The organism is Petrotoga sp. Shatin.DS.tank11.9.2.9.3, assembly GCF_003665005.1.
In the GTDB taxonomy this organism is placed as follows: domain Bacteria; phylum Thermotogota; class Thermotogae; order Petrotogales; family Petrotogaceae; genus Petrotoga; species Petrotoga mobilis.
In genome coordinates, this window is the sequence record NZ_JGVT01000003.1 from 130,310 (window position 1) to 148,598 (window position 18,289).

Below are 18,289 nucleotides of genomic sequence, written 5' to 3' on the forward strand. Positions count from 1 at the left end.
ATGTTTTTTATCTCTGTTATCTTCTCTTTTACATCCATTGGTGATGTCCACTTCGCTTTTCCATCGTAAAAGACCATCCCTATTATGACTGGTAGTTTGAATCCTTTTTGTTCTGATTCTTTTTTGTGACTATTCACATATCGTTCCCATATTCTTACCTTATATGCCAACATCCTGAATGCCATAAGTTGGTCAACTTTACTTTGATGCTCTAACAATAAGTATATGTATATATCTTGACCGTTTCCTTGAACCCCCTTCGGGGCGTTTCCTTTTTCTATCTTGTATAGTATGTCCGATCTTTTGATGGAGAAGTCTTTGCCTATTAGTTCAGTCTGTTCACGTTTTAAATCTGTCTCTTTAATTTGTTTTGTTATCTCTTTTGGTAGAAAGGCTTTTAGGAAGTCATAGAATACGGTTCTGTCTTCAAATAATTCTTTGAATATCGAATCTTTTATTGGATTAAACATAAGCTTCTCCTTTTGGTTTATTTTTTGTTTGTTTTTAGCGCCCTTCCCCCGCTCCCCGCCCACAAGGAAAAGATTCTTTTGTCCTTCACCCCGCTGACAGCCTATAAAATTGGTGAAGTGTTTTCTTTGTCAATTTAATTATACCATATGTTTTTGAAGGTGTAACCCACCCTTCTAAAGAAGTAGGAAAAGGGCTTCACCTAAAACAGCCCGCACATTTAAGGAAGAGACCTGCAGCTCCTTAGATCTCACTTCCTTACTATTAAGGAAGAGGGGAGGGTTTCGTCTACTTACAACTACTTCAATAACTCTTTTAGTTCTTCTATAGTTATTTCAAATATATTGTCGATTATTTGGTTTACTCTTCCTTCTTCAGCTTCTTTTATCTTTTCTTTCATCTCTTTTGTAAAATCTTTTTCAAATCGTTTACTTAATAACTTTATAGCCATTTCTTTTCTTTCTTCAAGTTTTCCTTTTTTAATACCTTTTCTTTCGCCTTCGATTATTCCTTGTTTAAAACCTTCTCGTAAACCATCTAATTTAGCTATTCCACTGTCCATTATAACCATTTTTTCTAATATTTCAAATACATTGGAGATCTTAATTTTTTCTACATCCTCTATTGTCATTTTTAATAAATTATCTTCTATGTAGTTTATCGTTTCTTCATCCACTTTTCTTATCTCATCTTTTAACTCTTCGGTTAATTGGTTATTTTTTAATTCTTCGGTTAAATGGTTATCTAATGTTTTTTTTAGGCTTTTCATAATGAATTCAATAAATCTTTTTCTTTCTTCAAGTATCCCTTTTCTTTCACCTTCCAATCTAGCTTCTTCTCTTTCCCTTTTTGCTATCTCTTCTAATGTGTCCATCTTGGCACCCCATTTCTTCTAACTCAAGTATAATAAGTTTTATAGCGCCCCTTTGCCACGCTCCCCACCCTTCTAAGGAAGAAACCTCCTGTCCATTTAACCCAGCAGCTCGTCCATAAGGACATACTTATATACAGATATTATAACTCAAAAAACTTTCCTTAACTAAATCTACCGTCCTTTCAATTGTTGCAGTTTGTCAACATTTTTCTCAAGCCATCCTTGGCAGCGTTAGACTGAATAGGTACCAATAATGTTGTTGCATATAAAGAAATTAATAAAAATTTAACAAAGTTATGATATTTTATTTATGTTACTTTTTTGCATTTTTGAGAAAGTTAAGCAGACACTTTTTGGTAGAGAATCGCATAAATTATTCTATTAAATTTAATGCCAGCGAACTTAATAACTTATCATGTGGTTAACACTTCTTATTCTATTCCTAGAACTTGACAAGGAATTAGAGAACACGTTTGCGAAATATTAAAAGGTGGGAAAGAAGCCTTTGAAAAAAGAGAAAAGAAATATGGATTTAGAATTAGTTGAATCTCATACAACCGAATTCAAGTCCTCATGGCGGGACGAATATATAAAATCGATTTGTGCCTTTGCAAACACCGACGGTGGAAGATTGCTCATCGGAGTTGATGATAATGGTAAGCCTGTTGGCGTTAAAGACTCTAAGAAATTACTTGAGGATTTACCTAATAAATTAAGGGATATCCTTGGCATTATACCAAGTGTCCGATTAGAAAAGAAAAACGGTAAGGAAATAATTGTAATAGAAGTTGAGCATTCCTATGCACCAATTTCTTATAATGGGAGATTTTATGTTAGAAGCGGAAGCACAATTCAGGAACTAAAAGGCAAGGACCTGACCAGGTTTCTAATATCCAATTCAGGTAAGCACTGGGAAGAGTATACTGAGGGAAACGCTTCTATTGAGGATATAAATTATGAAACAATTGAAAAATTCAAACAAATCGCGATAAAAAGAATTCCATTTGTAAAAGATGAAAATGAGCCAATAAAGGTACTTGAAAAATTAAATTTGATTAAAAATGGTAAATTAACAAGGGCTGCCCTTTTGTTATTCGGTAAAAATCCAAAAAAAATCTGGACAAGCTCCTACATAAAAGTGGGTAAATTCTTGACGGATACAGATATTATAAGTTCTGATGATATTGAAGGAAATCTCTTTGAGCAGGTAGAAAAAACAATGGAGTTGTTGCGAACAAAATATCTTATATCTGAAATAAGATTTGAAGGAATTTATCGTAAAGAAGAACTTGAATATCCAGAAGAAGCATTGAGAGAAGCCATAATTAATTCGGTTATACATAGAGATTATATTGGTCCACATACTCAGTTAAAAATTTATCCTGATAAAATAATTCTCTGGAATGTTGGTACACTTCCAAAAGAAATTAACGTTGAGGAATTAAAGAAAAACCATTCATCTTATCCAAGAAATGAGTTATTGGCAGATGTGTTTTTCAAAGCTGGATTAATAGAGGCCTGGGGTAGAGGAACCATAAAAATTATTGATGAATGTAAAAAGCAGGATTACCTGAACCAGAATTTAAAGAGGAGTTTGGCGGTTTTGCAGTTTATTTCTATAAAGACATTTATACAGAAGATAATTTAAGAAAAATTGGGTTAAATGAAAGGCAAATCAAGGCAGTAAAGTATGTAAAAGAAAAGGGAAAGATTACTAATAAGGAATATCAGGAGTTAAATAAAACATCAAAACCAACAGCGACAAGGGATCTTCGCAATCTTGTTGATAAAGGAATAGTTATAATGCAAGGGGAAGCTAAAAGAGAAATATATTATCAATTGAGCCAAAAAAGAGCCAAAAAAGAGCCAATAATGAGCCAATTGAGCCAAAAAAGAGCCAATAGGCAAATTTAACAGTTACAAAAACGTAAGAATTCTAAAACAGGCATGAATAAATGTTCTGTTCCGGCAATCAACGACAGGACATAAAAAAATATCACTCCTCATTGAAACAATCACAACTAAGGAGTGATATTTTTTAAAAGCAGAATTATATCTCAAATTCTTGAGATTGGTATAGAATTACCTTTCTACGACTACTTTACTAAATCTTTTAGTTCTTCTATGGTTATCTCTAACAAGTTATCTCCTATATAATCTATCGTTTTTTCGTCTGCTTCTCTTATCCTATCTTTTATTTCTTCAGTTAGTTGGTTACCAAATCTTTTGCTTAATATTCTAATTGCGAACTCTCTTTCTCCTTCAAGTTTTCCTTTCCTTTCACCTTCAATTTTCCCTTTTTCCATTCCTTCGTTTCTCAACTTTTCAGCTATCGTCATAACTATTTCACCCCTTCCAGGCATTATTTCTTTTTGTACTTTTAATATCTCCTCTATCGTTACATCTTCCCTTACGTTTAGTAAGTAGATCATACACTCTTCAAACCATTCATGTACCTCTTCTTCTGGTAGTTGTTTTATGTATTCAAATACCCTTCTTAATCTTTCTTTAAATTCTTCTTTGGTCATTGCCGTTCCTGCTCTCATTGCTTCTATTGCAACTTTCATCGCTGTTAATCCTATTATCCTTTTTTTCCTTTTGATCGAGAAATCACATATTTCATATCGGTATGTAGGTAAGTATGTTTTTAGTTCATTTGGTAAATCTTCTATCCCTTGCACCATATTTAATAAATTCGTTTCTACGTTCCAGATTTCTCTTCCATGGTATATTACCATCGGTATTATTATTGGTACCTTTTTTGTTTTGGGATCGTATTTTTCTTCCCAGATGCTCGTAATATATCTCAACAGTTGAAAGATTACTTTCCCTTCAATGTAGCTTTTGTGTTCCATCAGAATGTATATATAGCCATCTTGTCCTTTTATCTTTGTTTTATACAACATATCCGAGAGGCTTTCTCTTAGGTTTTCATCAACATGACTGTTGTTTTCAGGAATTAAATAATCCAGGTCTACTATTTCTACAGCTTCTTGAGGGAGATAGTTCCATAAGAAATCTCGAGCTATCCTTATGTCACTGAAAATTAGTTTGAAGAATCGATCGTGAGGATTGTGCACTAATTCATTCATGTCTGGCCTCTCTTTTTTGTTAGATTTTGTTTGTCAATTTAATTATACCATATCTTTTTGAAGGTGTGTTATCTCAACATATAACTCTTGTATAATGAATTTTATAGCGTCCCTTTGCCTCGCAGTCCGTCCGCGTCCGTATCAAGAGTTAAATAAAACATCAAAACCAACAGCGACAAGAGCTCTTCGCAATCTTGTTGATAAAGGAATAGTTATAATGCAGCGGGAAGCTAAAAGACAAATATATTATCAATTGAGCCAAAAAAGAGCCAATAATGAGTCAATTGAGCCAAAAAAGAGCCGATAGGCAAATTTGACAGTTACAAAAACGTAAGAATTCTAAAACAGGCATGAATAAATGTTCTGTCATAACAGCCAATGTCAGGAGGCAAAAAAATATCACTCCTCATTGAAACAATCACAACAAAGGAGTGATATTTTTTAAAAGCAGAATTATATCTCAAATTCTTGAGATTGGTATAGAATTACCTTTCTACGACTACTTTACTAAATCTTTTAGTTCTTCTATGGTTATTTCTAATAAATTGTCTCCTATGTAATCTATCGTTTTTTCATCCGTTTTTCTTATCTTATCTTTTATCTCTTCGGTTAATTGGTCACCAAATCTTTTGCTTAGGTTTTTTATGATGAATTCTATAAATCTTTCCCTTTCTTCAAGTTTTCCTTCCAATTTAGCTTTTTCTCTTTCTCTTTTTGCTATCTCTTCTAATGTGTTAAACATTTTTTGGCACCTCCATTTCTTTTAGCTCAAGTATAATGAATTTTATAGCGCCCTTCCCCCGCTGCCCGCCCACAAGGAAGAGGGACCTGCGGTCCTTTCCCAGCTTTTCAACCATAAGGAAAAGATTTTTTTGTCCTTTACCCCTGCAGCTAGCCTATAAGATTGGTGAAGAGTTTTCTCTGTTAATCTAATTATACCATTTCTTTTGGAAGATAAGTTTGTGAAAAAAGTTGACAAAAGCTGTTAAAAATAGTAAAATTGAAGTGTATAAAAAAATAAAAGCCAAGGAACCCTTGGCTTTTATTGGTGGGCTCGGGTGGATTCGAACCACCGACCACCCGGTTATGAGCCGGAAGCTCTAACCAACTGAGCTACGAGCCCATTTACGTAGATTATTATAGCATTTAAAAAAACATTTGTCAATACTTTTTCTAACAAAGACAATTTTCATCTGTTATTGTGGTTTTTGGAGGGATAAATACTTCTTAAAGGAGCAATTTATGAAATGAGCAACAACGTTGAAAGCCTAAAAAACCAAGATGACCCTGTTAAAACGCTAATACAAAAATACCCAAGAATTATAGTACTAAAGGCGGTCTTCAATCTCTTAGACAACGAAGAAAATATAGATCTCGAAAGTTTAGAAAACGAAGTCATCAAGCTATTAAAAAATTAAAGGGCTGATCATATCAGCCCTTTAATTTTAATTATTAGGCACGTTTAATTATTTGGTACATTCTCTACAGGGTAAGAAAGTTCAACCCCCAACAAACAAGCTATTTTTCGAGGAAGGTCTGTGTTATCCATAACACCAACGAACTCCTCAGCACCAGGTCCATAAGCTAATACAGGTACCAACGCACCAGTATGATCATGTGTTGTCCAGCCAATACTTGCTCTTGCGCTTGTAATCTCTCCTAAAGCATCCACTTTGTTTTTAGCGGATTCCAAATAAGCGACTTCTTCTTCTGACAAATCAAATCCATAATACTCTTTCACGTTGGATTTTAGTTCTTCCATATCTTGAGAATTAGCTACAACCCAATCCGTAGTTTTTTGATAATCTCTAACCATTTCCAAATCCATCGTGTATCCACCTGATGACAAACCCAAACCTCCGGTTTCGTGGTCAGCAGTGACAATTACCAAGGTATCAGGATTTTCTTTGGCAAAATCTAGAGCAACCTTCACTGCTTCATCAAATTCAACCGTTTCTTTCCAAATTCCAAAAACATCGTTATCGTGAGCTTCCCAATCGATTTGAGAACCTTCAATCATCACAAAGAAAGGAGCATCATCTTTTGATAAAATCTCTAAGGCTTTGGCGGTCATCTCGGGTAACAATGGCTCAGCAGGTGTTCTTTCTGTAACGCTATTCATATGACTTGAAGAGAATAATCCCAAAACTTTATCTCCAGAGTATGCCATCAATTCTTGCTTAGTTGTAATATAATCGAACCCATTTTCCTTTGCAACAGAGATAAGATCTTTTCCATCGGCTCTTTGTGTAGGATCAAAATATCTCCAACCGCCTCCTAAAGCAACGGTGAGGTTACTATTAACCAACTGTTCAGCTAATACTTGTTCGGCATCTCTATCGTTCGTATGTCCATAATAAGCTGCTGGTGTGGCGTGAGTTATTCTTGAAGTTGCAATTACGCCCGTTTTGTAGCCTTGCTCAGATAAAACTTCAGCTATTGTTGGTACTATTTCACCTTCTGGAAGCATTCCGATAAACCCGTTGTCCGTTTTGTGAACTACTCACCGCTAAAGAGGTAAGCTTCCTAATTCATAGACCATTGCAGCAACGAATGCCCGTCTTACACAGTCTCCAAAGGCTTTACTTCCCCCAGTTCCTGGGGTAGAGTCAGTTTATACAGCGACTAGCTGTTTTATCCCACACTGCCTAATATTAACGGCAGCATTTACATCTCTATCATGTTTAGTTCCACATTCAGGACATACCCATTCCCTATCAGAGAGTTTTAAACCTTCATTCTTATACCCACATACACTACAAACCTTAGACGAAGGTTCGAACATTCCTATCTCAATTACTTTCTTACCTAGTCTCTCTGCTTTGTATTTTAGGAACGTTTTGAATTGATACCATCCTGAATCTGAGATACTTTTAGCTAAGTGGTGATTCTTTAACATGCCTCTTATATTGAGAGTTTCTACAACAAAGAGATCAGCTTGGTTCTCGCTGATTTCTTTCGTTAGTTTATGTAAAAAACCCTCTCGTGTATTCTTAATTTTCTCATGTACTTTAGCAACTTCTAATTTTGCCTTGTCCCAATTCTTAGAACCTTGTTCTTTGCTTGAAAACTTTTTATATGCGTGTTTTAATTTCCTTTCGTACTTAGACAAAACTTTAGGAGCTGGATACTTTGTTCCATCGGATAATACAACAGAATCTTTCAATCCCATATCCATACCAATTGAGTTCTCATAGTCTATATATCTTTCGGGGTAAGATCCTTCTACTTCAAATGTTATAGACACAAAGTATTTGCCTGTTGGAGTTTTAATGAAAATACAATTTTTTATCTTTGCATTTGGATCTATTTTCCGATGAACTCTTACTTTGATACCTTCTTTAAACTTTGGTACGAATAGAATACTATATTTATCGTTATTTTCATTTTCATATAGTTGTATATGTTGAGGGACTCTAAAAGATTGTCTACTTGATTTCTTTTTAAATTTAGGATGCTTAGCTTGTTTCTTGAAGAAACGTTTATAACTAGTCTCCAAATCCTTTATGGACTGTTGTAATGATTGAGAGTTAGCATCGTTTAACCAATGATATTTTTCAGATCTTTTAAGAACTGTCAATATTTTACACCATGTGTTGTAGTTAACCATAGACGTTTTAGTATTTTTATATGCATTACTGGAGAATTCTAGGAATAAATTGTATATAAATCGAGTATGTCCGAAATGTTGGCTAAATTTCTCAACTTGTTCGTTTGTTAGATATAACCTAAACTTGTATGTTTTTAACATCCTAAATTCTCCTTTGTTAGATAATTGTATACTATAATTATATCACACAACGAATTAATATAGTCTCTATGTATATAATTTTTGCACATCGAATTCATCTCGTGTTTGAAAACACAAAATTTTGGGTTTGTTCCTCCAATATATCTTCCTATGTTGAACATTAATGAGCTAGTAGAAAAAGAATTAGAAAAAGCTAAAATAACTAATCGGGTAGGAGGTAGATAATTAATTTATCTACCGTCCTCCCACACCACCGTACGTACCTTTCGGAATACGGCGGTTCAACAGAATTGATGTTTTAGGTTATACGTTTCCAGGATCGAAGTTAACCCTATTTCCTTAAGGTGTTTATTAGTTAGTGTCATTGAAAGTATCGGGCTGTTGGAGATCCTCCAATAGCCTTTTCTTGTGTTTGCATATTCCCATGCTTTGTATGTGTTTAGTCCTAATTTGACTAAGTTTTTATACCTTGTTTTGATTTTCTTCCATTCCTTCCAGATACACATCCTAATTCTCCTTCTAAGCCATCCATCAAGACTTTCCGCTGCCGATTTCATGTTTGCTATTCCATAGTAGTTTATCCATCCTGTTATTATTTGTTTTATCTTTGACAGCCTGTATGTCATGCTCCTTCCACTGCTTCTTTTCGTTTCTTCTTTTAACTTCTTTTTAAATTCTTTGATGGATTTCTCATGCACTCTGATTTCGTATTGCTCTTCTTTCACGTAGAAGGAGAACCCTAAGTATTTGAGGTCCAAAGGCTTGACTACTTTGCTTTTCTTCCTGTTCACTTTTAACTTTAATTTCTTCTCTATGTATTTTGTTATACTTTCCATCACCCTATATGCGGATTTCTCGCTTTTCACGTATATGTTGCAATCGTCTGCATACCTGCAAAACTTGTGTCCCCTTTTAGTTAGTTCTACGTCAAGTTCGTGGAGCATTATGTTGCTTAGTAATGGGGATAGCGGTCCCCCTTGCGGAGTCCCTTCTTCTGTTTCTATTACTACCCCATTTACCATTACCCCACTCTTGAGGTATTTCCTTATCAGGGATATCACTCTGCCATCTTTTACGTCTTTTGATATTATCCTCATCAGTTTGTCATGGTTGACTGTGTCAAAGTAGCGTTCTAAGTCTATGTCCACTATCCATGTGTGCCCTTCGTTTAGGTATTCTTTGCTTTTCCGTATGGCTTGTTTTGCATCTCGTAATGGCCTGAATCCATAGCTGTTATCTACAAATTTCTTTTCATAAATCGGTATCAGTTCCTGCGCTATGGATTGCTGGATTACTCTGTCTATTGCCGTTGGTATGCCTAGTAGTCTTTTCCCTCCATCCGGTTTCGGTATCTCTTTCCTCCTTACTGGGTTCGGGGTGTACCTTCCTTCAAGGAGCTCTTGCCTTAATTCTTCTCCCATGTTGTCTGAGATATCCAAAGAGTTCTTCTACTTTCATCCCATCTATTCCGGGGGCTCCTTTGTTGGACTTTACCTTCTTGTATGCTTTATTCATATTATCCTTGGATAATATCTTTTCAAGCATCCCTTCACTGCATCCTTTATCATCGTTTCTTCCTCTTTCAGACGTAGAAGTTATACTCGACGCTTCTACATTATTTTCAGGCTCTCCCCTATCTTCATGTAGGAAACCTTCTAATCGAAGTTGTATGCTTTTTCCGTGTCCCTTCGCATCTTTCATGATTCAAAACCTCCTGTTGTTCAGTCCTTCCCCATCTTTCAATGAGTACTATGACCTCTGCTGACTTCTCAAGATTCAGCCATACATTGCTGCATGGGTTTCCTTATCAGCATGTTCTTGAGATCTCCCCAGGTAAGTGCAATAACTTTCATCCCATCTATCCGCCAGATTTACTCTGTGAAGTTCTGGATAGCTGTTGGACTTCGTTTTGTAATGCAAACTCGTCCACTCCACTTAGCCTTGTATCTGGTTCTTGTTCATCGGACCGAGACTTTGCCTTGGGCTTCCTTCAGATTCCACCTCACGATGGACACCCTTGCCTTCGACTAGTGGTTCCCGCTACCTGGCCCACAACGGGCTTTCACCGCTTAGCTATTGCCCATGCTGGGCGCACCAAATAAAAGCTGTTGAAAAACAGCTTTTTTTAAAAGATTTTCAAAAATAAGATTTCGATTTTAAAAGGGTAAAAGGCGCTTAAAATATATAAAGAATTACTAAAAAATTTCTCTATTTTTCAATACCCTAAGAAACTAAAAAACCACTTTGCATCTATTATATGGTAAAATAGACTGTAAGGATAGGTATAATAACGACAAAAAACGACAAGTTGTAAAAATTAATAGAATTTTAATAATAAAATGATATAATGAGGTGTAGAGAATGGGAGAAAGAGAAGAAAATTTGCAAGAATTATCCCCAAAACAGCTAAAGGAGGAAATAATAAAAGCTCTTGAAAATCAACCCTTCCCAATCTTCAAACGCTCATTGAAAAACATAAACAATAGGAACCTTCTATTAAAAATATTGGAATCAGTCTTGGAAATAAATTATGATTACACAATAGGTGAAATGAAAACAGGAAATTTAAGAGGAATCAGGGCGTACAAATTCATACATGATAGCGTATCTTACCGGTTATCGTATTACGTAGTAAATGATGGGAAAATAATAATAACTTATATAGATATAATGAAAAGAGAAGATAGTTATGATAATTTAAAAAAATACTTTCAATCAAGAAAATCTGTATTAAAACAAATAAATGAAAAAGGGATATAAGGAGGGAAAACAATGCTTAAAATACATGAATTATTAAATATTTTCTCTGATTTAAAGCCAAAAAATAAAGAAGTTTTGTATAATTTCTTAGCAAATCCTAAAACATATGAAGACAAAGAAGAAATTGAAGAGTTTATACAGATATTGAAAGAAATGAAAGAAGACTTGTTATATTATGATGAAGAATTTGACGACATTGAAGAAAAAGAACAAAAATTATATTTCACACAAAAAGATTTAGCAACAATGACAGGACAATCAATAAGAAATATCCAAAGAATTATCACAGAAAACAATATAAGCCCAATTAATCCTGGAAGAAAACCATTATATTATGACCTAAAAGAATTTAATAACTATTATTTTATACAAAAAAAACTAACCCCCTCTTTGAAAAATCAAGAAATCAATACAATAAGAATATTTGGAGATAAAAGAGAAGTAAAAGAAGAAATAGCCATGCAACGAAATTTATACCAATTTTTAGAATCGATGCCACACAGGAATCAAAGCATAACCTTATCATTGCCTAACAAAGGATGTGAAAAAGATGAAAATGAGCAATATTCAAATGTGCTATGACATAATTAAAAAATTAAATTATGAATTAAAAGACGAAAGTCTAAACAACAAAAAACTAACACCAAATATAGACATTTCGGTTACACAAAATTTCCAACCAAAAGAAAAAGAATACTTTGGGACATTAGGATTAAAAATAAAATTTCATTTGAAAGAATCAAAAAAAATAGTATTAAAATTAGAACTTGAAACAGAAGCAGGATTTTATGGCAACCCCAAAATAAAGGAAAACGAATTCAAAGAACTAGTAATAAAATCTGGAATAATGAGCTTATTGCAGATATCAAGAGCAAAAATAATATCAATATCCGCAAATTTTGGGTTTGTTCCTCCAATATATCTTCCGATGTTGAACATTAACGAACTAGTAGAAAAAGAATTAGAAAAAGCTAAAATAACAAACCAATAAAAGCTGTTGAAAAACAGCTTTTTTTAAAAGATTTTCAAAAATAAGATTTCGATTTTAAAAGGGTTAAAGGTGCATAAGAATTATAAAGAATTACTAAAAAATTTCTCTATTTTTCAATACTCCATCGTCTATATTCACCTCAAAATTCTTCGACTCTATCATCTTCATTAAATCCCTGAAACTTTTGTTCTCATTCCTCATTTGCCGTGAGGCTGTTTCTCTTATCCTCTTTCTCAAATATCCCAAGATATTATTCTTCGTTTTTTCGTTCAAGTTATGATAATGAACTAAAAAGCCTCTATCTCTATTTCCCAACTTCCAAACGATAGGCCTATCTTTATAAAACTTCTCATGAAGTTTTAGGTAATCTTTAAAGACATAATCTCTCAAATCTTTCTTCACAATACTCTCTAATTCAGAACGCTCCTTATTTGCCGTGAGGCTGTTTTCTTCGAATATTGAGGATAACAGTTTATTTTCTTCTTCAACTGAAAACCCAAAGGGGATAAAACCATCTTCGCAATTCAAAAGATACCTTTGGATCCCATTATCTATTCTTACAAAAGCTAATTTTGCTAAAATCTGATCTTGGTTACTCATACTGTTGTAGACGGAAATAGGACTTTGAAAACTTTCTTCTGCTTTTCTTTCCACATAGTTATCGTATGGCTCTCTTCGATGATAGTTGGTTACACCTTCATCAAAAGGCATAATGGAAATTAAAGACCTGATTTTATTATTATAAGCCTCTTTAATAAAATTTTCTATTTTGGTAAGTTGAGCTTCATTCAAACCAAATTCGTAAAGATACTGGCTTTTCAACAGTTCTTTCAATGGGGGCAAACCCTTTACACCTTTACCGTTAGAAAAAGGGAAAAAGGCAGTAGGAATCCCCACTGTTTTATAAATCTCCTCAAAATTTCTTTCTTTCAAACTGTACAACTCCATTATGAGCACATCTATCAAACCTTCAGAAAGAAGCATATACGTATCAAGAGCGTTTTTACGCTCTATGAAACCATAAAACTTAGAAACACCATCGATACTCTCCTCGTTGAAATGCAGTTCGTTTGGATATATCTCGGTATTCTGCTTTTTAATCGCCACGTTCAATCTAGCAAGCGTTTCTAACGCCTGAGTCTCAGAAGAACCCTCAAACAAACCTTGTGGAACGGGAAGCTTTTTCAAATCCCCAACCTCCAAATCCACACTTCCTGCAATAAAACTCTCCAAATAAGAAAACAAACTACTATTGAGCAAGCCTAAAAACCTAAAGATATCTTCATCTTTTGAAAAGAACAAACTACTACCTTTACAATCGAACAAGAAACCTGAAGGAAGGTACCTAAAAGTTGCCCCTTTCGATGTTGTCATCGTGTAAGTTATACCCTTTTTGAAATAGTACTTTCTATTTGGAAGATAATTCCCCATTTTCGACAGTAGATTGTAATTCTGTTCATCGAAGGCTATAACCCACCACAAATTGCCATACCATTTATTGTAAGGTCCACCTTTGGCATATGGGACCCATTTCTTTCCATCTTTAATATCCTCTCTTCTAACTTCCCAAAAGTACCTCAAAAACCTTTTGTTATCTCCCGTAGCTATCCCCTGTCGTGCATCGGCGAACTTTTCTAAGGGTTCGTTTTCAAAGGTACGAACAACGTCTGAATCCACCCAATAGATGAAAGGAAACCTCGGAACCTTTTTAAAAAGCCTTTTATCAACCCTAAAAACATACTTAGAAAGATAATCCTCTCTCTTCTCTTCCTTACCTGCCGTGAGGCTGTCTTCCCAAATAGAAAATAAAGCCCTCTTCTTAGCATCTTTCCCATTAAAAGAGGTCAAGTTTATGTATTCACCCAAACTCCCCTCATCATCTGCCGTGAGGCTGTCTTTCCTTGAACCCCCTTCGGGGTGCTTGAGGCTGTCTTCACTTCTCCTCAAAACAAACATCGCTGTGTCCACTAAAGCGTTATCAAACACCCCTCCAAGGCCAAAGTGAACCAAACTTTCTATCTGAAAGTTATCTAATATGAACCTTCTTGTCTTCTCATAACTCCCAATGAACATAAAGGTTTGAGGAGTAATCATACCAATAAATCCATCTGTTTTCACTAATTCGTAACTCTTTTTAATAAAGCAGGCGTAAAGATTCTTCTTAAACTCACTATAATCCTCGTTTATATATCTCTTCAACTCAAAATCATAATCAGAGGAATCTAAATAAGGAGGGTTGGTTAAAACAATATCGTATTTCAAAGAAAGAATATCTAAAGCTTTCTTCAATCGTTCATCGTTTATACTTGACTCCTTTAAACTTAAAACATCCTCTCTTCTCATTAAGCTTCCTATCTTTTCAAACTTCTTCAAATACTCATTCTGCCCTTCCTCATTTGCCGTGAGGCTGTCTTTCCTTGAACCCCCTTCGGGGCGCTTGAGGCTGCTCTCCTCATTTGCTGCGAGGCTGTTCTCTTTCGGAACAGCTACTATATTTGTTTCAAACTTCTCATATGCTCCATCTTCTAAAGCCTTCAATCTCAACAACAAATTCGTAATTTCAACAGCGTTCTCATCGATATCTATACCGTATAAATTCTTAGTAATTATAAGTTTTGGAATCAAAGCATCATCGTAACTCCTATTTTGATACATCTCTCTCAACTTATCGTAAACCCCTATAACAAAGTTTCCACATCCACAAGCCGGGTCTATAACCTTAACATCCTCAAGGTCTACTCCCTTCTCATCACCTGCCGTGAGGCTGTCTTTCCTTGAACCCCCTTCGGGGCGTTTGAGGCTGTCTTCCTCATTTGCCGTGAGGCTGTCTTCCTTGTGTGCCGTGAGGCCGTTTTCTCCGTAATATTTCCCCAACGTATTTTCCACCAAATAATCCACTATCCATTTTGGTGTATAAAACTGTGAAATGACACCATTTTTACCCTTTAAATCCTTACTCGCCGTGAGGCTGTCTTTCCTTGAACCCCCTTCGGGGCGCTTGAGGCTGGCTTCATTGAAGTACTCGTAAGACCAAGAAATAATCTCCTCTTTCTTCCAATCTTCATCTTTCACACTCTGAAACAAATCTCTGATCTTTTCTATCGTTTGGTGAGTAATTCTGCTTTTAATATCATCGACTAAATAACAACAATCAAAATTTCTATTCAGAAATTGCACCCCAGAAAGATAATCACCTAAAAGATTCGAATCTGAACCACTCTTTCCAAAAAGTTGTAAATCTCCCTCCATATTTGCCGTAAGGCTGTCTTTCCTTGAACCCCCTTCGGGGCGTTTGAGGCTGTTTCTCTTTGCTTGTAATACTCTTAGAATAATAAAACTCAAAAAAACATCCAACAAAACTCTCTCCTCACCTGCCGTGAGGCTGTCTTTCCTTGAACCCCTTTCGGGGTGCTTGAGGCTGTCTTCCTCATTTATGACCTCTCTTTGCAGGATACGCTTAAGCCCCAAAGCCATTTTCTTAACGGATCTGTTCAAAATAAGCCACCTTCTCTTCTCTCTTTTTCACCCTAAAATCCTCTTCGCCCAAATAAATCAAACCTTCTTTTGGAACGATCTCTATCAACCTTGAAACGGTTCTATCATCCAAAAAATTAACCAGCTCTTTTGGATTCAAGTTCGTAGAAATTATAACGCTTTTTTGGTTTCTATTCACCTCGTCTATAACGATTCTTATCTTCTGACCTATCCAATCATAACTCTTGGCACCAAGATCGTCTATAAAAATCAAATCAGATTCAAACGCTCTCTCAATAGCGGCATCGGCACCTTCAAAATTCTCAAAATCCCTCAATATATCCAAGACACCAATAGTACAACCCATAACAGCGGCCTCTTTCAACACAGTAAAACCTAACCTACTCTTCCCCGTACCGTACCCTCCGTACAGTATCAAACCAACGCCCTTTTCCCACAACTTCTCCTCAACAAAGTAACGGCATTTTAGCAAACCCTTCTTCAAATGCTCATTCAGTGCAAGAAAATTATCAAACGATGCATCAAGATAAATCTTTGGAGAAATATCCCTGTAATTTCTACTCCCATTCAAATAATTCATAAAAATCGAACACATATATTTATTATCTAAAATGCCGCGACTCGGGCAATTTTCAGGATCCTTACAAAAACAACGCTTCTCAGAAGAATTTGGCATACTTGCTACCTCCCTTATCATAAACCTCTTTTTTCTCCTCCCTCATTTGCTGTGAGGCAGTCTTTCCTTGAACCCCTTTCGGGGCGCTTGAGGCTGGCTTCCTTAATTGCACTTCAGGAAACCAAAAAGTACTAGAAAAAGCCTCTTTGCCCTCCACATTTGCCGTAAGGCTGTCTCTCTTGTTCCCCGTGATGCCGTCTTTCCTTGAACCCCTTTCGGGGCGCTTGAGGCTGTCTTCCTCTTTTGCCATGAGGCCGTTTCCCTTTCGCGGATAGCACGTAATCAATCCCCTATCCTCAAGCTCACTCAAAGACTTAGACACCGTATTCTTGCTAAAAGAAAGAAGTGAAGAAAGCTTTCGCTCAGAAAACATCAAAGGTCCCTCCCAATAACTCTTATTAGCCTCATAAATCAAAAAGAAATAAAGCTTTGTGGCAGAAGAAGAAACCTTCTCCCTCTCATTTTCCCTGAAAAAAACGTTCAAAAGGCTAAAAACATTCACAAAATCACCTCAGCATTCCAAAAATTTTTTCTTCCCAATAGTAATATCTGCAAAAAAAATAAAAAAATAATTTTTTAAAAAATAAAAGAAATCCTTAAGGGGTGGGGGGCGGGAATAGATAATAAAAAATCGACTCACCTTTGTTTTCTCCCTACAAAATGAGAAAAAAATATATTATATATTTTTAAATATATTTATATTAATAACATAAAACCTTATAGGCTGTCCCAAAAATTGACCCACAACTGGGTCAAAATTTGACCCAAAACTGTCCCATTTTTTGACCCAGGTGGATCAAAAATTTATCCTCTGAGGGTGGTGGGTGGGAATAGATAATAAATCTTAAAGTCAAAGCCTTTAAAAAAGAGATCATAAGGGACTCCTTAGCCTTTAAACAGGGATCGTAAGGGGCGAAGCCCCTTCCACAAGGGGCGGTGGGCGGGAATAGATAAAACAGTAAACAATTATTTACCACAATTTAAGTATTCTTACGGATACTATTAGTGGAGGTGAGAAAATGAAAGAAATAGTAGGACTAATCCCTGACCTTGTAAAAATGGTGGAAGTACCTGGTAACGGCAAAAAGAAAAAAGAAATCGTTCTAAACGCGGTGAGAGAATTCCTAAAATCCATAGGCAAATACTCACCGATTATGGATCTAATAATCTCCATACTCATCGACGGAGTAGTAGCGATACTATTCCCAAAACCTGAAAAAGCATAAAAATGATTTCTCCCCGGGGAAGTAAAGCAAGGCAAACCAGGAAACACCCCAGAAGGGGTCTAAGGAAACAAAAACACTCAGGAGGTGGTAACACATGGCAATGAACTTAGAATCAAGAAAGGGAAAGATCGTCTGGATAAGCATAGTAGACGGAAAAGAAGAAAAAAAGTATAAAACCTATGATTTATTCACCGACGTAGAAGCAGACATAAAAACCGCCTTACAAGGATTAGTCTCACTCTGTGAAAACACCAACGCGGTTTATTACTTCGACGAAAGCTACGAAATAATCTAAAAAGGAGGAAATAGCGAATGAGAAGATTAAGAATGAAATTCTATGACTCAGCAGAAGGAAAAAGCAAAACCCTATCAGTAGACGGAGTATTAGAAACACTAACCCAAGCAGAAATAGAACCAATAATGCAAAGCTTGGTAGGGGTATTAGTACCAACAACTGCACAAGTAGACGAAGCACAAATCGTTGAAACAACGACAAATGAAGTATTTAACCTCATTCAATAAAGAAACACACTCATGCCTCTTGACGGGGCATGAGTTTTTTTGATATATTAGTATACGCACGTATAATATACTTAAAAAATGCCACACAACTACCCATCCTCAAGGTCTTCGTTAGCCTTCAAACAGGGATCATAAGGGGCGAAACCCCTTAATCCTCTGAGGGTGGTGGGTGGGAAAAGATTAATAAAAAAATATGAAAAAACTTCCAACTTTTAATATTACTGAAGATTTTAGAATAAAAGCTTCCTTAGCTTTTAAAAAAGGATCTCAAAAAGCATATCTATTCATAGCCCTCTAACAGGGGTTACAAAGAGTGCAGTCCCTTATTCCTCAATCTTTAAACAAGTTCCCTAAGAGAGACATAGCTCCTTAACCCGCAAAGGCCTCTCAGGACTTTAAACAGGGATCATAAGGGGCGAAGCCCCTTTATCCTC

General features: G+C 35.6%; 18 protein-coding genes, 1 tRNA gene and 2 pseudogenes. 9 read left to right on the top strand and 12 right to left on the bottom strand.

Annotated elements, in window-relative coordinates:
* Window positions 1-470 (bottom strand): Rpn family recombination-promoting nuclease/putative transposase (locus BZ25_RS02420; protein ID WP_147429935.1); only part of this gene is annotated, 470 nt, incomplete at its 3' end.
* 296 nt (window positions 471-766) lie between these two features.
* A complete protein-coding gene (locus BZ25_RS02425; RefSeq protein WP_121515102.1) occupies window positions 767-1,342 on the bottom strand; it encodes a hypothetical protein in 576 nt (191 codons plus the stop codon).
* Window positions 1,343-1,847: 505 nt separating this feature from the next.
* On the opposite strand from BZ25_RS02425, the gene BZ25_RS02435 reads away from it, so the two are divergent.
* Both BZ25_RS02435 and BZ25_RS10440 read left to right on the top strand, forming a co-directional pair.
* Window positions 1,848-2,990 carry an RNA-binding domain-containing protein gene (locus tag BZ25_RS02435; RefSeq protein ID WP_233552344.1) on the top strand — a complete coding sequence of 381 codons (1,143 nt, stop codon included), beginning with the start codon at window positions 1,848-1,850 and terminating at the stop codon, window positions 2,988-2,990.
* Window positions 2,991-3,052: 62 nt separating this feature from the next.
* Window positions 3,053-3,256: a hypothetical protein gene (locus tag BZ25_RS10440; RefSeq protein ID WP_233552356.1), complete on the top strand. Its 204-nt coding sequence runs from the start codon at window positions 3,053-3,055 to the stop codon at window positions 3,254-3,256.
* A gap of 182 nt (window positions 3,257-3,438) precedes the next feature.
* On the opposite strand, the gene BZ25_RS02440 is transcribed toward BZ25_RS10440, so the two are convergent.
* From BZ25_RS02440 to BZ25_RS02455, 3 genes are all read right to left on the bottom strand, one after another.
* A complete protein-coding gene (locus tag BZ25_RS02440; protein WP_121567261.1) occupies window positions 3,439-4,434 on the bottom strand; it encodes an Rpn family recombination-promoting nuclease/putative transposase in 996 nt (331 codons plus the stop codon).
* A 499-nt stretch (window positions 4,435-4,933) separates the two neighbouring features.
* Entirely contained in the window at window positions 4,934-5,176 is a 243-nt protein-coding gene (locus tag BZ25_RS10355) for a hypothetical protein (protein WP_233552345.1), read from the bottom strand.
* A 304-nt stretch (window positions 5,177-5,480) separates the two neighbouring features.
* A tRNA-Ile gene (locus BZ25_RS02455) sits at window positions 5,481-5,557 on the bottom strand.
* A gap of 124 nt (window positions 5,558-5,681) precedes the next feature.
* Between BZ25_RS02455 and BZ25_RS10215 the strand changes: the two genes are divergently transcribed.
* The gene (locus BZ25_RS10215; protein WP_155811074.1) at window positions 5,682-5,852 is read left to right on the top strand and encodes a hypothetical protein; all 171 of its coding nucleotides are present in this window, start codon (window positions 5,682-5,684) and stop codon (window positions 5,850-5,852) included.
* A gap of 44 nt (window positions 5,853-5,896) precedes the next feature.
* On the opposite strand, the pseudogene BZ25_RS02460 reads toward BZ25_RS10215, so the two are convergent.
* From BZ25_RS02460 to BZ25_RS10185, 4 genes and pseudogenes are all read right to left on the bottom strand, one after another.
* A pseudogene (locus BZ25_RS02460) lies at window positions 5,897-6,916 on the bottom strand (alkaline phosphatase); the annotation flags it as partial.
* 132 nt (window positions 6,917-7,048) lie between these two features.
* A complete protein-coding gene (locus BZ25_RS02465) occupies window positions 7,049-8,185 on the bottom strand; it encodes an RNA-guided endonuclease TnpB family protein (protein WP_121515107.1) in 1,137 nt (378 codons plus the stop codon).
* A 281-nt stretch (window positions 8,186-8,466) separates the two neighbouring features.
* A pseudogene (ltrA, locus tag BZ25_RS02470) lies at window positions 8,467-9,886 on the bottom strand (group II intron reverse transcriptase/maturase).
* A 75-nt stretch (window positions 9,887-9,961) separates the two neighbouring features.
* Window positions 9,962-10,105, bottom strand: coding sequence for an arginase (locus BZ25_RS10185; protein WP_147429927.1), 144 nt, complete (start codon window positions 10,103-10,105; stop codon window positions 9,962-9,964).
* A gap of 441 nt (window positions 10,106-10,546) precedes the next feature.
* Between BZ25_RS10185 and BZ25_RS02480 the strand changes: the two genes are divergently transcribed.
* From BZ25_RS02480 to BZ25_RS02490, 3 genes are read left to right on the top strand one after another with little or no spacing between them, the layout of a single operon-like run.
* Window positions 10,547-10,945 carry a type II toxin-antitoxin system RelE/ParE family toxin gene (locus BZ25_RS02480; RefSeq protein ID WP_012209082.1) on the top strand — a complete coding sequence of 133 codons (399 nt, stop codon included), beginning with the start codon at window positions 10,547-10,549 and terminating at the stop codon, window positions 10,943-10,945.
* Between the two features lie 12 nt (window positions 10,946-10,957).
* Window positions 10,958-11,527 (top strand): hypothetical protein, encoded by a 570-nt coding sequence (locus BZ25_RS02485; RefSeq protein ID WP_121567264.1) that lies wholly within the window; start codon window positions 10,958-10,960, stop codon window positions 11,525-11,527.
* Window positions 11,496-11,936: a hypothetical protein gene (locus BZ25_RS02490; protein WP_121567265.1), complete on the top strand. Its 441-nt coding sequence runs from the start codon at window positions 11,496-11,498 to the stop codon at window positions 11,934-11,936. The genes BZ25_RS02485 and BZ25_RS02490 overlap by 32 nt, the downstream gene beginning before the upstream one ends.
* Window positions 11,937-12,029: 93 nt before the next feature.
* Here the strand turns inward: BZ25_RS02490 and BZ25_RS02495 are convergent, their stop codons facing one another.
* Genes BZ25_RS02495 through BZ25_RS02505 form a run of 3 tightly spaced genes read right to left on the bottom strand, consistent with a single transcriptional unit; the run spans window position 12,030 to window position 16,609 of the window.
* Entirely contained in the window at window positions 12,030-15,431 is a 3,402-nt protein-coding gene (locus tag BZ25_RS02495) for an N-6 DNA methylase (protein WP_121567266.1), read from the bottom strand.
* Window positions 15,415-16,107, bottom strand: a complete 693-nt coding sequence (locus tag BZ25_RS02500; protein ID WP_233552347.1) for a hypothetical protein — start codon at window positions 16,105-16,107, stop codon at window positions 15,415-15,417. The genes BZ25_RS02495 and BZ25_RS02500 overlap by 17 nt, the downstream gene beginning before the upstream one ends.
* Window positions 16,091-16,609, bottom strand: coding sequence for a GntR family transcriptional regulator (locus BZ25_RS02505; protein ID WP_121567268.1), 519 nt, complete (start codon window positions 16,607-16,609; stop codon window positions 16,091-16,093). The genes BZ25_RS02500 and BZ25_RS02505 overlap by 17 nt, the downstream gene beginning before the upstream one ends.
* Window positions 16,610-17,126: 517 nt before the next feature.
* Between BZ25_RS02505 and BZ25_RS02510 the strand changes: the two genes are divergently transcribed.
* The 3 genes from BZ25_RS02510 to BZ25_RS02520 all read left to right on the top strand — a co-directional run bounded on the left by BZ25_RS02510 (window position 17,127) and on the right by BZ25_RS02520 (window position 17,855).
* On the top strand, window positions 17,127-17,333 hold the full coding sequence (locus tag BZ25_RS02510) for a hypothetical protein (RefSeq protein WP_103066948.1): 207 nt from the start codon (window positions 17,127-17,129) through the stop codon (window positions 17,331-17,333).
* Between the two features lie 94 nt (window positions 17,334-17,427).
* Window positions 17,428-17,628: a hypothetical protein gene (locus tag BZ25_RS02515; protein WP_121567269.1), complete on the top strand. Its 201-nt coding sequence runs from the start codon at window positions 17,428-17,430 to the stop codon at window positions 17,626-17,628.
* A gap of 17 nt (window positions 17,629-17,645) precedes the next feature.
* On the top strand, window positions 17,646-17,855 hold the full coding sequence (locus BZ25_RS02520; protein ID WP_121567270.1) for a DUF2922 domain-containing protein: 210 nt from the start codon (window positions 17,646-17,648) through the stop codon (window positions 17,853-17,855).
* Window positions 17,856-18,289: the final 434 nt, after the last annotated feature.